Annotated in this window: 11 protein-coding genes; 5 read left to right on the top strand and 6 right to left on the bottom strand. The window is 67.5% G+C overall.

The window, feature by feature from the left end:
- Nucleotides 1-26: 26 nt before the first annotated feature.
- The 6 genes from SPK54_RS01195 to recN form a co-directional block, all read right to left on the bottom strand.
- A complete protein-coding gene (locus SPK54_RS01195; protein WP_330946114.1) occupies nucleotides 27-1,037 on the bottom strand; it encodes an amidohydrolase family protein in 1,011 nt (336 codons plus the stop codon).
- A gap of 16 nt (nucleotides 1,038-1,053) precedes the next feature.
- On the bottom strand, nucleotides 1,054-4,206 hold the full coding sequence (locus SPK54_RS01190) for a type ISP restriction/modification enzyme (RefSeq protein WP_330946113.1): 3,153 nt from the start codon (nucleotides 4,204-4,206) through the stop codon (nucleotides 1,054-1,056).
- 97 nt (nucleotides 4,207-4,303) lie between these two features.
- Complete coding sequence (locus SPK54_RS01185; RefSeq protein WP_330946112.1) at nucleotides 4,304-4,630, bottom strand: hypothetical protein; 327 nt, start codon at nucleotides 4,628-4,630, stop codon at nucleotides 4,304-4,306.
- Complete coding sequence (locus SPK54_RS01180; protein ID WP_330946111.1) at nucleotides 4,630-4,839, bottom strand: addiction module protein; 210 nt, start codon at nucleotides 4,837-4,839, stop codon at nucleotides 4,630-4,632. Before SPK54_RS01180 ends, SPK54_RS01185 begins: the two co-directional genes overlap by 1 nt.
- Before the next feature lie 58 nt (nucleotides 4,840-4,897).
- Nucleotides 4,898-5,545, bottom strand: a complete 648-nt coding sequence (locus SPK54_RS01175) for a nucleotidyltransferase domain-containing protein (protein WP_330946110.1) — start codon at nucleotides 5,543-5,545, stop codon at nucleotides 4,898-4,900.
- Nucleotides 5,546-5,597: 52 nt separating this feature from the next.
- On the bottom strand, nucleotides 5,598-7,256 hold the full coding sequence (gene recN, locus SPK54_RS01170) for a DNA repair protein RecN (protein WP_330946109.1): 1,659 nt from the start codon (nucleotides 7,254-7,256) through the stop codon (nucleotides 5,598-5,600).
- 88 nt (nucleotides 7,257-7,344) lie between these two features.
- Here recN and hrcA point away from each other — a divergent pair, with 88 nt between their 5' ends.
- The 5 genes from hrcA (at nucleotide 7,345) to SPK54_RS01145 (ending at nucleotide 13,435) form a co-directional block, all read left to right on the top strand.
- Nucleotides 7,345-8,397, top strand: coding sequence for a heat-inducible transcriptional repressor HrcA (gene hrcA / locus SPK54_RS01165; protein WP_330946108.1), 1,053 nt, complete (start codon nucleotides 7,345-7,347; stop codon nucleotides 8,395-8,397).
- A 53-nt stretch (nucleotides 8,398-8,450) separates the two neighbouring features.
- The gene (grpE, locus tag SPK54_RS01160) at nucleotides 8,451-8,957 is read left to right on the top strand and encodes a nucleotide exchange factor GrpE (protein ID WP_330946107.1); all 507 of its coding nucleotides are present in this window, start codon (nucleotides 8,451-8,453) and stop codon (nucleotides 8,955-8,957) included.
- Nucleotides 8,958-9,069: 112 nt separating this feature from the next.
- Nucleotides 9,070-10,983 (top strand): molecular chaperone DnaK, encoded by a 1,914-nt coding sequence (dnaK, locus tag SPK54_RS01155; RefSeq protein ID WP_330946106.1) that lies wholly within the window; start codon nucleotides 9,070-9,072, stop codon nucleotides 10,981-10,983.
- Between the two features lie 70 nt (nucleotides 10,984-11,053).
- Nucleotides 11,054-12,196 (top strand): molecular chaperone DnaJ, encoded by a 1,143-nt coding sequence (gene dnaJ / locus SPK54_RS01150; protein WP_330946105.1) that lies wholly within the window; start codon nucleotides 11,054-11,056, stop codon nucleotides 12,194-12,196.
- Between the two features lie 117 nt (nucleotides 12,197-12,313).
- Nucleotides 12,314-13,435 carry a prephenate dehydrogenase gene (locus SPK54_RS01145; protein WP_330946104.1) on the top strand — a complete coding sequence of 374 codons (1,122 nt, stop codon included), beginning with the start codon at nucleotides 12,314-12,316 and terminating at the stop codon, nucleotides 13,433-13,435.
- Nucleotides 13,436-13,439 lie beyond the last annotated feature (4 nt).

Genomic DNA, 13,439 nt, shown 5'->3' with positions numbered 1-13,439 from the left:
CTCTCGCGGGAATGACGGTTGAAGGGTCATGCGAATCTGGATGCGGACAGCCCAAGCCATTCCAGCGCGGTGCCGTGGTAAAGGCGCGCGCGCTCGCCTTCGGCCAGGCCGAGCCGCTCGATGCCTGCGCCGGGCACCTGCTCGCCCAGCGGGAACGGATAGTCGGTGCCCAGCATCACCCGTTCGCTGCCGCAGGCGTCGAGCAGGTAGCGCAGCGCCGCATCGTCGGCGACCCAGGAATCGAAATACAGCCGCTTCAGATACTCGCGCGGGTTGCGGAAGTTGTCGGTGGCGACCAGATCTGGCCGCATGTTGAAGCCGTGCTCGATGCGGCCGATGGTGTAGGGGAAACTGCCGCCGCCGTGGGCCAGCGCCACGCGCAGCTTCGGCAGGCGCTCCAGCACGCCGCCGAACACCAGGCAGCAGGCGGCGCGCGACTGCTCGGCGGGCATGCCCACCAGCCACGGCAGCCAGTATTTCGGCATCGACTCGGCGCCCATCATGTCCCAGGGGTGCACCAGGATCGCCGCGCCCAGGTCACTGGCCGCCTCGAAGAACTCGAACAGCTCCGGCGCATCGAGGTTCCAGTCGCCGATGTGCGAGCCGATCTGCACGCCCTGCAGGCCCAGCTCGTCCATGCAGCGCTCCAGCTCGCGCACCGCGAGCGCGGGCGATTGCAGCGGCACCGTGCCGATGCCCGCGTAATGGCGCGGGAAGTCACGGCAGGTCTGCGCCATGTGGTCGTTGAGCGACTTGTGCAGCTCCAGCGCCTGGTGCGCCTTGGCCCAGTAGCTGAACATCACCGGCACCGTGGACAGCACTTGCACCTGCACGCCGAAGCCGGCGTAGTCGTCGATGCGGATCTGCGGGTCCCAGGTCTTCGGCCAGATCTCGCGGAAGAACTTGCCGTCCTTGTAGATGCGGTGGCGGCCGTCGTCGCCGTGGTGGATTACCGGGAAGCGGTTGTCGCCGTACTTGCCGGCGAGATCCGGCCAGTCGCGCGGCAGGTAGTGGGCGTGGGTGTCGATCTTGAGCATGGGCGGATTCTAGGCCTTACGTCAGCGGCCAACCGCCGGCGTCATGGATGGCCGCATCGATGGACTCTTGCAATTCCAACGTGCGCGCCAGCGCGGCGATCACCGATTGGTAGTGGGTCAGGTCGTCGTACGTCAGCGGCCGGCCCTTGCGGTCCTTGAGCCACTTCTCGGCCACCCGGTAGCCGCCGATGTGCATGTTCCAGACCGCAGCCGGCACCTTGCCGAAGCATTGTTCGGCGTTGATGTACACGCGCCCCGTCGCGCCTTCGGCGTCCGGCGCCCAGCGCACCTTGTCCACGGTGTTGTCGCCCGGCACGTCGAAGGTGGTGATGCGCGGCGGCACCGTGTCCATCACGTGCAGGGCAATGAGTTCCCGGCCAATGCCGACCAGTGCGTCGAACAAGGCGCGGTGCGTGGTCAACGGAATGCGCGGGAAATCGCGCTTGAGGAAGTCGGCGTAGCGCGCGCGATAGCTGGGGGCGTAAAGCACGGCGTAGATGTATGCCAGCGTGTCTTCGGGCGAAGGCGTCGCGCCGATGGCCTCGGTCAAGGCAGTGACGAACTCGGGCGCCAGGTTGGCGCGTTTTTCGCTAGGCGCGGAGTCGAGTAGATCGACTGGGGCATCCACCGGATTAAGCCAGAGAGGGAAACCCTGAGATTGAGTTGTTCGCTCCCCGCACTTTGTTTCTTGCAGCATCGTCGTCATAAAAAAATGGTCAACGCTGCTGGACTTGTTTGAGCGAGCTGTGATGAGCGAATAGTTGCGGCCGCCAAGCATATGTTCCGACAGTCGCTCACGTCGATGCACCGCGACATTGCGGTCATAGACCGTCCACCTGACATCGAAAGGGCGGTACAGAATCGGTACGATCCTTTCACGCCATGCGTTGTCGGCCAGCTCGGCTTTTGCGCGTGCATAGTTCCATTGCGTGGTCGAACAAAGTTTGAACTGTTCGCGGGCTTCGGCTTCAGTCGCTGTTGCCAGCAGGCGTTCGACCTTGTCGGCTGCTTCCTCGGCATTCCATGAGATGGCGAACTCATCGTGCGTGGTGACAATACCCGGAGCCGGGTCGCCATTTGGCGAGAACACATCGCGTAGCGACCAACCTGATTCATATTCCTTCAGTAGTCCCGCATCTTGCGCCAAGAACAGATAGGTCGGGGCCGCCGGGCGAACTGCGCGCCATTCGGTTTTGCAAACATCGGACCTGTCCAGTAGCGAATACTTTTCTCGGCGCAGGCCAAACGCATCGGCATGGAATACCTTGGCCAGATGTTCCGCGTCGCGAACGGTGTTCTCGCGTCGAACGAAAATCCCGATGGCGACACCCTGCTGGATGTCGAACACATTTTCGTCCTTGCCGCCGTCCGGGGTTGTTTCCTTTTTCTTGCTGCTGCCATGTAAGTCCAGCAGATAGAGCTCATCAAACTCGCGCAGCAGGCTGCGCCGCATGTCCATGAAGGTTGGATTGTCCAGGTAGCCGTGGTTGGTGACGAAGCCCAGCACGCCGTGGCCGGTCTGCTCGATGCGCCACTGCGCAAAGCGGATGAACTTCACGTAGTCGTCCGACAGCCACTTGGCTTGCGCAGGCTTCTTGAGCTCTGGACTTTGCTTGTAGTCCTGCATCAATTCTTCGATCCATTCGCCCTTGTTGGACGAATGCCCCGAATACGGCGGATTGCCCAGTACCACCATCACCGGCGCGTCGCGCTTGATGCTGGCTGCCGCGCGCGACTCTTCCGCCAGCCACTGGGTGAACAGCGGCAGGCCGGTGAGCTCGTGCGCTTCCTCCAGGGTGTTGGTCAGGAACACGCCCAGGCGCTCGTCACTGGCGAAGTCGTAGCCGCTTTGTTCCAGCTCCAGGCCAAGCTTCATGTGGGCCACCGCGTAGGGCGCCATCAACAGCTCGAAGCCGAACAGGCGCGGCAGCAGGTGTTCGGCCACATAACCCGGCCATGCGCCGGCATTGCCGTCGAACTGCTCACGGATTTTTGCGATCACCGCATACAGGAAGGTGCCGGTGCCAGTGGCCGGGTCCAGGATCTGCAGGCGGTGGGTCTCGTAGGTTTCCTCCCCCTTGCCCTGCGTCTTGGGGCGCTTCAGCTTGATCTTCTTGGCGTGGGCAAGGCCTTCCGGCATGCCGAAATCGCGCCGCAGGATGGCGTCGATGCTTCGCACGATGTAGCCCACCACGGGTTCCGGCGTGTAGTACACGCCGCGTGCCTCGCGCATCTTCGGGTCGTATGCAGCGAGGAAGGTTTCATAGAAATGCACCACCGGGTCTTCCTGCCGGGTGCGTTTTCCGAAGTCGGCCAGGATCGCCGCCATGTCGGCCCGCGCCAGTAGTTCCGCCAACTGGTCCACCGCCCACGCGATGCGTTCGTCCAGGTCCGGCCCCGCGATGGTGTTGAACAGCTTGCGCAGGAATGGATTGGTCTTGGGCAGGGCGCTGGCTGCCTTCTGCCGGGTAAAGCCCTGCGCGGGCGCGTTGCAGCGCGCCGCGAACAGGCCGTAGCACAGGGTCTGCGCGTACATGTCCGCGAACTGCGGCGCGGTCAGCGATTCGATCAGCACCTTTCGGAACGCCTCGAACTGGCCGTGCAGTTCGCCCTTGTCGCCTTCGGATTTGAACGTCTGTTCGATGAGGCCGCGGATCAGTTTGCCCATGCCGGCCATGCGCGTGGCCAGATCCTGCGGCGTGGCCTTCAGCGGGATGTCGGCGGCGATGAACTGGCCGAGCAATTGCGCCACTTCCGAGGCGTCGTCCGCATTCCAGCGGATGCGGCCGTTCCTGTCGGGGCGGGGCAGGCTGGCGGTCAGGCGCAGCTCGCCGTCCAGATACCAGCGGAATTCCAGGTAATCGGTCAGGACCAGGTTGCCTAGCGATTCGCGGTAGCGGCCCAGCTGTTCCGACTTTTCGGTCTTCGCGAGGTCGATGCCGACGTCCTTGGCTTCGATGTATCCCAGCGGCACCACGCCGCGTGTCACGATGAAATCCGGTGCACCGCAAGCGATCTGCTTGGGCTCGTTGGTGGCTCGTACGTCTGTGCCGCCCAGCGCCTCGATGAGGGCTTTCAACGCTGGCCGATGGGTATGTTCGGTCGCGTTGCCGGCCTTGAGCGCCTGTTCTATGGCGGAGAGGTAGTGCTTCAGCGCGTCATGCGACATCTGGCGTCATTCCGGGGTTCATTGGATGCGGCTGCGGTGTGCTCGCACACCGCGATTGCGTTTTGCTCACGCTCCACACAGGCCACCACGTGGCCATTCAATCCGCGTCCTGCACGCGCAAACCGCGCCGCGTCCAATACTCGGGCTGCCGGTGGTGGTGCGCGATGGCGATGATGTAGAGGTGGTCAGGTTCCACGGCGTAGAGCAGCTTGTATGGAAACCGGCTCAGGGTCAGCCGCCGGATGTCCCCGTGTTCCACCGGGCAGGCCAGCGGCCAGCGGCGGATACGACGCAGGGCGGTCAGCACGTCGTCGCGCCATGCGCCCCCAAGGCCCGCAACCTGCTGGTTGTAGTAGCGCTCGGCGGCAACAAACTCGTGGCGCGCCTCCGGTGCGAAGACCAGCCGCATGCCCGGTGAGGACATCAAAAGGAACCGAAGATGTCTTCGGCGGGAACGCCCTGCACCTGCCCGGCGCGATGGGCCGCCAGCCGCCTCTCCGCCTCTTGCTGCCAGATGGCATCGATTGCGGGATCGGGCTGATCCAGGCTGTGCAGGATTTCTTCCACCACCTCGAATCGCCTGGATGGATCCAGGGCAAGCGCCTGTTTGATGATGTCCTGGGCCTTCACCATGTGCGCGCTCCTGCGACGGTCATTGCATGAATTGTAGTAATCACGGGGCCTCTGGGCTTCATTGCCGGTCTTGCAGCGCTGCGATGGCGTTTTCGCTGCCCACCAGCCAGGTGTTTGGCTCCGCCAGCACGCGGGTGATGAAGCTGTTCCCCGCTGCAATGCGCTTACGCAGGTCGGCGGGGGTGTAGAGGGTGGGGTTGATTTCGCGGCCCAGGCGTTCGATCACCGGATGCAATGCGGTCATGACCTCCGGATACGTCAGATCGTCGCTCACCAGCATCAGGTCGATATCGCTGCTGGCGGTGTCGCTGCCCTTGGCGACGGAGCCATAGACGAATGCCATGTGCAGCCGGTCTGCCAGCGGCGCCAGCGCTTCGCGCAGCGGGGCGGCCAGCCCGAACGTCTTGCGCACGATGGCCGCCAGCTCGTCGTGGATCGGGGCGTCGGGATTGGCGCGGTAACGCTTCTGGTTGCCCAGCGGCGCCATCAACAGCAGGCCACTTCCGGCGAGGCGGGCGACTTCGCGCTGCACCGCGCCGCTGCCGGCGCCGGTGGTCTGGATCAATTCGCTGATGGAGAAGGTGCGTCCCGGTTCGCCGAACAGGCAACCCAGCACGCGCTGCTGGGTGGTGGTGAACAGCGCATCCGCCAGATTGGTGCTGGCGTAGAGCGCTGCGGCTTCACTGACGCGAGGACGGGGATTCATGCCCATAACGGGCAAAATAATGCCCAAATCGGGCAAACGCAAGCGAATGAAGTCAGTGGCTGTCCAGCAGCTTCTTCGCCGCGGCCCGCGCTTCCTTGCTGACATCCGCGCCGCCCACCATGCGGGCGATCTCGTCCACGCGGCCGGCGGCGTCCAGCGCGGCCACCGACGACTGGGTGATGCCGTCCTGCGCGGCCTTGCTGACGCGGTATTGCGCGTGGCCGGCGGCGGCGACCTGCGGCTGGTGGGTCACGCACAGGACCTGTTTCGATGCCCCCAGTGCGCGCAGCTTGGCGCCCACCGCCGCGGCCACCGCGCCGCCGATGCCGGCATCGACCTCGTCGAACACCAGCGTTGCGGCGGCGTCCTGGCCCTGCGTGGCCACTTCGATTGCCAGCGACACCCGCGAGAGCTCGCCGCCGGAGGCGACCTTGCGCAGCGGGCGCGGCGGCTGGCCGGGGTTGGCGGAGACCAGGAACTCGGCGCGTTCGCTGCCGTTCGGGTCGGGCTGGTCGCTGGCGTTGGCTTCCAGCGCCACTTCGAAGCGGCCGCCCTGCATGCCCAGCTCGCCGATGAGTGCGCTGATCGCCGTCCCCAGCGTGGCGCCAGCCTTGCGGCGCGAGGCGGCGAGGGCGGCGGCGGCTGTGCGCCAGTCCGCCAGCGCCACGGCGATGTCGCGGTCGAGCTGCTGCAGGCGCGCGTCGGCATCCGCCAACGACTCCAGTTCTGCGGCCAGCGCGTCGCGATGCGCGGCCAGTTTGTCCGGCGTGACGCGATGCTTGCGCGCCAGATCCTGCACGCGGACGAGCTGGCGCTCGATTTCGGCCAGCGCGTCGGGATCGAGGTCCAGGTCGTCGCGGATGCGCTGCATCAGCGCCAGTGCTTCGTCGAGCTGGATGGCGGCGGAGTCGAGCATCGCATCGACTTCCGACAGCCGCGGCTCGTGCGTGGCTTCGCGCTGCAGGCCGCTGCGCAGCTGCTGCAGGCGGCCAGGCAGGGCGTCGTCGCCGCCCAGTGCATCCAGCGCGGCATCGCAGGCGGCGATCAGCGACGCGGCGTGTGCATGGCGACGGTGGCTGGCATCCAGCTCCGCCAACACCGCGGGTTCCAGCGGCTGCGCCTGCAGTTCGTCCAGCTGGTGCTGGAGCCAGCCCTGGCGCTCGGCCACGTCGCCGCGGGCGAGCAGGGCGTCGCGTTCCTGCTGCAGCGCCTTCCAGCGCCGCGCCGATTCGCCGGTGGCGGCCAGCAGGTCCGGATGGCGGGCGAAATCATCCAGCAGGCGGGTCTGCTGCGGCCGCACCAGCAGCGCCTGCTGGGCGTGCTGGCCGTGGATTTCCACCAGCAGCGCGGCCAGTTCGGCCAGCTGCGCGATGGTCACGGCGCGGCCGTTGATCCACGCCTTGGAGCCGCCGTCGGCGCGCAGGGTGCGGCGCAGCTGGCAGGCGCCATCGTCGTCCAGCTCCGTTTCGGCAAGCCAGGCCGCGGCGGCGGGGCAGTCGTCCAGCGCGAATTCGGCGGACAATTCGGCGCGCTGCGCGCCGTGGCGCACCGCGCCGGCATCGCCGCGGGCGCCGGACAGGAAGCCCAGCGCATCCACCAACAGCGATTTGCCGGCGCCGGTTTCGCCGGACACGACGGTGAGGCCCGCGCCGAAGTCCAGTTCGGCATGGGCGACGACGGCGAAATCGCGGATCGACAGGCGGGTCAGCATGGCTGCGCATTGTGCCTGCGGCCGCGGCAGGCGAACAGGGGAGAACGCCGTGGTTGCGTGTCGATGCGGCTGCGCTTACAACCTGCGCATGGCCCGCCGTCCTGCTCCCGACATCACCCTCGACCCGCGCGCCCGCCAGCTGCTGCGCACGCTGGTGTCGCGGCACATCCGCGACGGCGAGCCGGTGGGTTCGCAGACGCTGGCGAAGCATGCGGGGCTGGACGTCAGCCCGGCCACCATCCGCAACATCCTCGCCTCGTTGGAGGACGCCGGCCTGCTGGCCGCCCCGCACAGCTCGGCAGGGCGGGTGCCCACCGCGCAGGGCTACCGGCTGTTCGTGGACTCGCTGCTTAAGGTCAAGCCGCTGGGCGCGCAGGACGTGGATCGCCTGCGCAGCGGGCTGCCGGCGGGCGCGGGCACCCAGGCGCTGCTGGGCAGCACCTCGGAGCTGCTGGCGGCGATGACCCATTTCGCCGGCATGGTCAGCGTGCCCAGCCGCGAGAGCTTCGCCTTCCGCCAGATCGATTTCGTGATGCTCGATCCACGGCGGGTGCTGGCGATCCTGGTATTCGCCGATGGCGAGGTGCAGAACCGGGTGGTGCAGGTGCGGCGGGCGTTCTCGCCGTCCGAGCTGGAGCAGGCCGCGAATTACCTCAACGCGCATTTCGCCGGGCAGTCGCTGACGCTGATCCGCGCCGCGCTGCTGCGCGAACTGCGCGATGCGCGCAGCGAGATGGAGCGGCTGCTGGCGAGTTCCGTGGAACTGGCCGAACAGGCATTCGCACCCGCGCGCGAGGACGACATGCTGGTGGCCGGGCAGACCCGGCTGCTGGGCCTGCAGGAGCTGGGGGACCTGGACCGCCTGCGCGGACTGTTCGAGGCCTTCGCCGAGAAGCGCGAGCTGCTGCAGCTGCTGGAACGCACCGCCAAGGCGCCGGGGATGCGCGTGTTCATCGGCGAGGAAACCGGGCTGGCGCCGCTGGAAGGCATGTCGCTGGTGAGCGCGCCGTACGGGCGCGACGGCCAGGTGCTGGGCGTGCTGGGCGTCATCGGTCCCAGCCGGATGGCCTACGAGCGGGTGATTCCGGTGGTCGAGGCCACCGCGGCGGCGCTGGGGGCTGCCTTGAATCCCGACGCCTGAGGCCCCATAGCCCGGTTTGGTGCGGCAGCCCGCCGCGATATCGAACCGTGGACATGAGCAACGACCCGACGCAGGAAGTGAACGAGGGGGGCGCCGCCGAAATGGCGCAGCAGGACGAGCTGGAGGCGCTGCGCGCCGAAGTCGAGCAGCTGCGGGCGCAATCGCTGCTGGAGCGCGCCGATCTTGAGAACCAGCGCAAGCGGCTGGCCCGCGACATCGACAGCGCCCGCAGGTTCGCCAACGAGCGCCTGCTGTCCGACCTGCTGCCGGTGTTCGACAGCCTGGACGCGGGTCTGGCTGCAGCTGGCGAAGATGCGGGCGCGCTGCGCCAGGGCTTGGAGCTGACCTACAAGCAGTTGCTGAAGGTCGCCGCGGACAACGGCATGGAAGTGCTGGATCCCGCCGGGCAGGCGTTCAATCCCGAGCACCATCAGGCGATCAGCCAGGGCGAATCGGAGGGCGTGGCCCCGGGCCATGTCATCACCGTGTTCCAGAAGGGCTACCTGCTCAACGGCCGGCTGCTGCGCCCGGCGCTGGTGATCGTGGCCAAGCAGGACTGAAACGGCGTGCACGCACGATGCTGCGCGGCTCTTGAAGGCCGGCGCGGCATCCCCAGATAGCAATCATCGGCGCGCGGCGCCACCAGACAACGGGATTCTAGAGGACATCGTCATGGGCAAGATCATCGGCATCGACCTGGGTACCACCAACTCCTGCGTTTCCATCATGGAAGGCGGCAAGGCCCGCGTCATCGAGAACAGCGAGGGCGACCGCACCACCCCGTCCATCGTCGCCTGGACCAAGGACGGCGAAGTGCTGGTGGGCGCCTCGGCCAAGCGCCAGGCCGTCACCAATCCGAAGAACACCTTCTACGCGGTGAAGCGCCTGATCGGCCGCAAGTTCACCGACGCCGAGGTGCAGAAGGACATCGGCGTGGTGCCGTACACCATCACCCAGCACGACAACGGCGACGCCTGGGTGGCGCTGGCCGACGGCAAGAAGCTGGCCCCGCAGGAAGTCTCCGCCAAGGTGCTGGAGAAGATGAAGAAGACCGCCGAAGCCTTCCTGGGCGAGACGGTCACCGAAGCGGTCATCACCGTGCCGGCGTACTTCAACGACAGCCAGCGCCAGGCCACCAAGGACGCCGGCCGCATCGCCGGCCTGGACGTCAAGCGCATCATCAACGAGCCCACCGCGGCCGCGCTGGCCTACGGTCTGGACAAGGGCGACACCAAGGACCGCAAGATCGCCGTGTACGACCTCGGCGGCGGCACCTTCGACGTGTCGATCATCGAGATCGCCAACGTCGACGGCGAGAAGCAGTTCGAGGTGCTGGCGACCAACGGCGACACCTTTCTGGGCGGCGAGGACTTCGACAACCGCGTCATCGACTACCTGGTGGAAGAGTTCCAGAAGTCCGACGGCGTCGACCTGCGCAAGGACCCGCTGGCCCTGCAGCGCCTGAAGGACGCGGCCGAGCGCGCCAAGATCGAGCTGTCCTCCAACCAGCAGACCGACGTTAACCTGCCGTACGTGACGGCCGACGCGTCCGGCCCGAAGCACCTGAACATCAAGCTGACCCGGGCCAAGCTGGAAGCGCTGGTCGATGACCTGGTCAAGCGCACCATCGAACCCTGCCGCGTGGCCCTGAACGACGCCGGCCTGCGCGCCTCCGACATCAGCGAGGTGATCCTGGTCGGCGGCCAGACCCGCATGCCGAAGGTGCAGGCGGCGGTGGCCGAGTTCTTCGGCAAGGAGCCGCGCAAGGACGTCAACCCGGACGAGGCCGTGGCCATCGGCGCGGCGGTGCAGGGCGGCGTGCTGGCCGGCGACGTCAAGGACGTGCTGCTGCTGGACGTGACCCCGCTCAGCCTGGGCATCGAGACCCTGGGCGGCGTGTTCACCAAGATCATCGAGAAGAACACCACCATCCCGACCAAGGCCTCGCAGGTGTTCAGCACCGCCGAGGACAACCAGTCGGCCGTGACCGTGCACGTGCTGCAGGGCGAGCGCGAGCAGGCCCGCTACAACAAGTCGCTGGCCAAGTTCGACCTCACTGGCATCGACGCGGCGCCGCGCGGCATGCCGCAGGTGGAGGTGAGCTTCGACATCGACGCCAACGGCATCGTCCACGTCACCGCCAAGGACAAGAAGACTGGCAAGGAGCAGAAGGTCGAGATCAAGGCCGGTTCCGGCCTGTCGGACGACGAGATCCAGCGGATGGTGCAGGACGCCGAGGCCAACCGCGAGGAGGACAAGAAGTTCCATGAGCTGGTCACCGCGCGCAACCAGGCCGATGCCCTGATCCACGCCACCCGCAGCACCATCAAGGACAACGGGGACAAGCTGCCGGGCGATGCCATCGGCCGCGCCGAAGGCGCCATCGCCGAGCTGGAAACGGCGATGAAGGGCGACGACAAGGGCCAGATCGAGGCCAAGGCCAAGGCGCTGGAGGAAGCCAGCCAGGCGCTGTTCGCCGCTGCTGCCGCCCAGCCGCAGGGCGAGACCGCTGATGCCGGAAAGCCGGGCGACGACGTGGTGGACGCCGAGTTCACCGAGGTCAAGGACGACGACAAGAAGGCCTGATCGCCAGGCATGCAATGCGACGGGCAGGCCGGTGGTCTGCCCGTCGCCGTGAAGGGAACAGGTTGGCCCGATGAGCAAGCGCGATTACTACGAAGTCCTGGGCGTGGCCCGCAATGCCAGCGAGGAGGATCTGAAGAAGGCCTATCGCCGCTGCGCGATGAAGCACCACCCCGACCGCAACCCCGGCGACAAGAGCGCCGAGGCCGCGTTCAAGGAGTGCAAGGAGGCCTACGAGGTGCTGAGCGACGGCGGCAAGCGCCGCCTGTACGACCAGCACGGGCACGCCGCCTTCGAGCACGGCATGGGCGGCGGCAACGCCGGCCCGGGCTTTGGCGGTTTCGGCGGCGCCGACATGGGCGACATCTTCGGCGATATCTTCGGCAACATCTTCGGTGGCGGGGCGCGCCAGCAGGGCCCGCGCCGCGGCGCCGACGTTGGCTACATGATGGAGCTGGACCTGGAGGAGGCGGTCGCCGGGGTCGAGAAGACCATCCACATTCCCACCATGGCCAACTGCGAGCCCTGCAAGGGCAGCGGTTCGGAAGACGGCAAGGTGGATACCTGCGCCACCTGCCAGGGGCGCGGCCAGGTCCGCATGCAGCGCGGTCCGTTCATGATGCAGGCGCCGTGCCCGCACTGCGATGGCGCAGGCAAGACCATCGCCAGCCCGTGCAAGCTCTGCAACGGCAATGGCCGGGTCGAGCAGGAAAAGACCTTGGCAGTGAAGATCCCGGCCGGCGTGGATAGCGGCGACCGCATCCGGCTGGCGGGCGAGGGCGAAGCCGGCCCCGCGGGGGCCCCGCCCGGCGACCTGTACGTCGAGGTGCAGGTGCGCCCGCACGAAATCTTCGAGCGCGATGGCGACGACCTCCACTGCGAGGTGCCGATACGCATCTCGCAGGCGGCGCTGGGCGACACCGTGCGGGTGCCGACGCTGGGCGGCGAGGTGGAGCTGCGCATCCCAGCCGAAACCCAGACCGGCAAGGTGTTCCGCCTGCGCGACCGCGGCGTGAAGTCGGTGCGCAGCCGCCAGCCGGGCGACCTGTATTGCAGGGCGGTGGTGGAGACGCCGGTCAACCTGACCCCCGAGCAGCGCCAGCTGCTGGAGCAGTTCGAAGCCACCTTCGTCGGCGAGGGCGCGCGCCGCCACTCGCCGAAATCCAGCACCTTCCTCGACGGCGTCAAGGGCTTCTGGGACCGCATGGTGTCCTGATCGCAGGCATACGGTGCAAGCCGGGCGGCACCAAGGGTCGATGGTGTCGCGGGCAACCAACGCCCTGCGCCGGCGCAGGCTTGCGTAGAATCCGGGCTCCTTCGCGGAGCCCGTTCCTTGTCCGGTCCCCCACAGCGCCCACGCATCGGCATCGTCGGCAGTGCCGGCGCCTACGGGCGCTGGCTGCGCACGTTCTTCGAATCCCGCATGGGGCTGGCGGTCATCGGCCACGATCCCGCGGATCCGGCTTCCGCCAGCGAAGAGGCGCTGCTGGAGCAGGCCGATGTGCTGCTGTTTTCCGCGCCGATCCGGCACACGCCCGAGCTGATCGGGCGCTACGCGCAGCGCTCTGCCGGTCGCGAGGCGGGCCGCCTGTGGCTGGACATCACCTCGGTCAAGGCCGCCCCTGTTGCCGCGATGCTGGGCTCGCAGGCGGAAGTGGCCGGCCTGCACCCGATGACGGCGCCGCCGAAATCGCCCACCCTGAAGGGACGCGTGCTGGTGGTCTGCGAAGCGCGGCTGCAGGCGTGGCGGCCGTGGCTGGAAGCGCTGCTGGCGGCGCTGGAAGCCGAATGCGTGCGGGCCACGCCGGAACGCCACGACCGGGCGATGGCGCTGGTGCAGGCAATGGTGCATGCCACTCACCTGGCCCAGGCCGGCGTGCTGCGTGAGCAGGCAGCGGCGGTGGGCGACCTGGCCGGCCTGCTGTCGCTGCGTTCGGCCTCGTTCGAGATGGACGCCGCCATCGCCGCTCGCATCCTGTCATTGAACCCCGCGATCTACGAGGACATCCAGTTCGGCAACCCACACGCGCCGGAGGCACTGCGCGCGCTGTCGGCGCAGCTGTCGCGGCTCGCGACGCTGGTTGGGCAGGGGGACGATGCCGCCCGCGCGGGCTTCCGCGCGGAGTTCCTGGAGGCCAACCGCGAGGGCCTCGGGCAAGCGGCGTTGGCCGCCGGCAATTACACCTATGAGCGCCTTGGCTATCTGCTGGCGGACCTCTCCGATGCCCACAGCCTCGGCATCCATCTGCCGGAAGATCGTCCCGGCTCGCTGCGCAGCCTGCTGCACGTGTTCGAGCGGCACGGCGTCAATATCGCCTCGCTGCATTCCTCGCGCACCCCGTCCGGCGAACTCCACTTCCGCCTGGGATTCAGCGGAGGAACACCGGCCGGGCAGCTGGCGGAGGCATTGGCAGCGCTGGCGCGGAGCGGGATCGGGCGGGTGTTGCCCGGCTGAACGG

It is taken from the genome of Thermomonas sp. LB-4 (assembly GCF_036409385.1).
GTDB lineage: Bacteria > Pseudomonadota > Gammaproteobacteria > Xanthomonadales > Xanthomonadaceae > Thermomonas.
The sequence above is the reverse complement of the archived record's forward strand: the minus strand, read 5'-3'. Positions and strand labels throughout refer to the sequence as shown.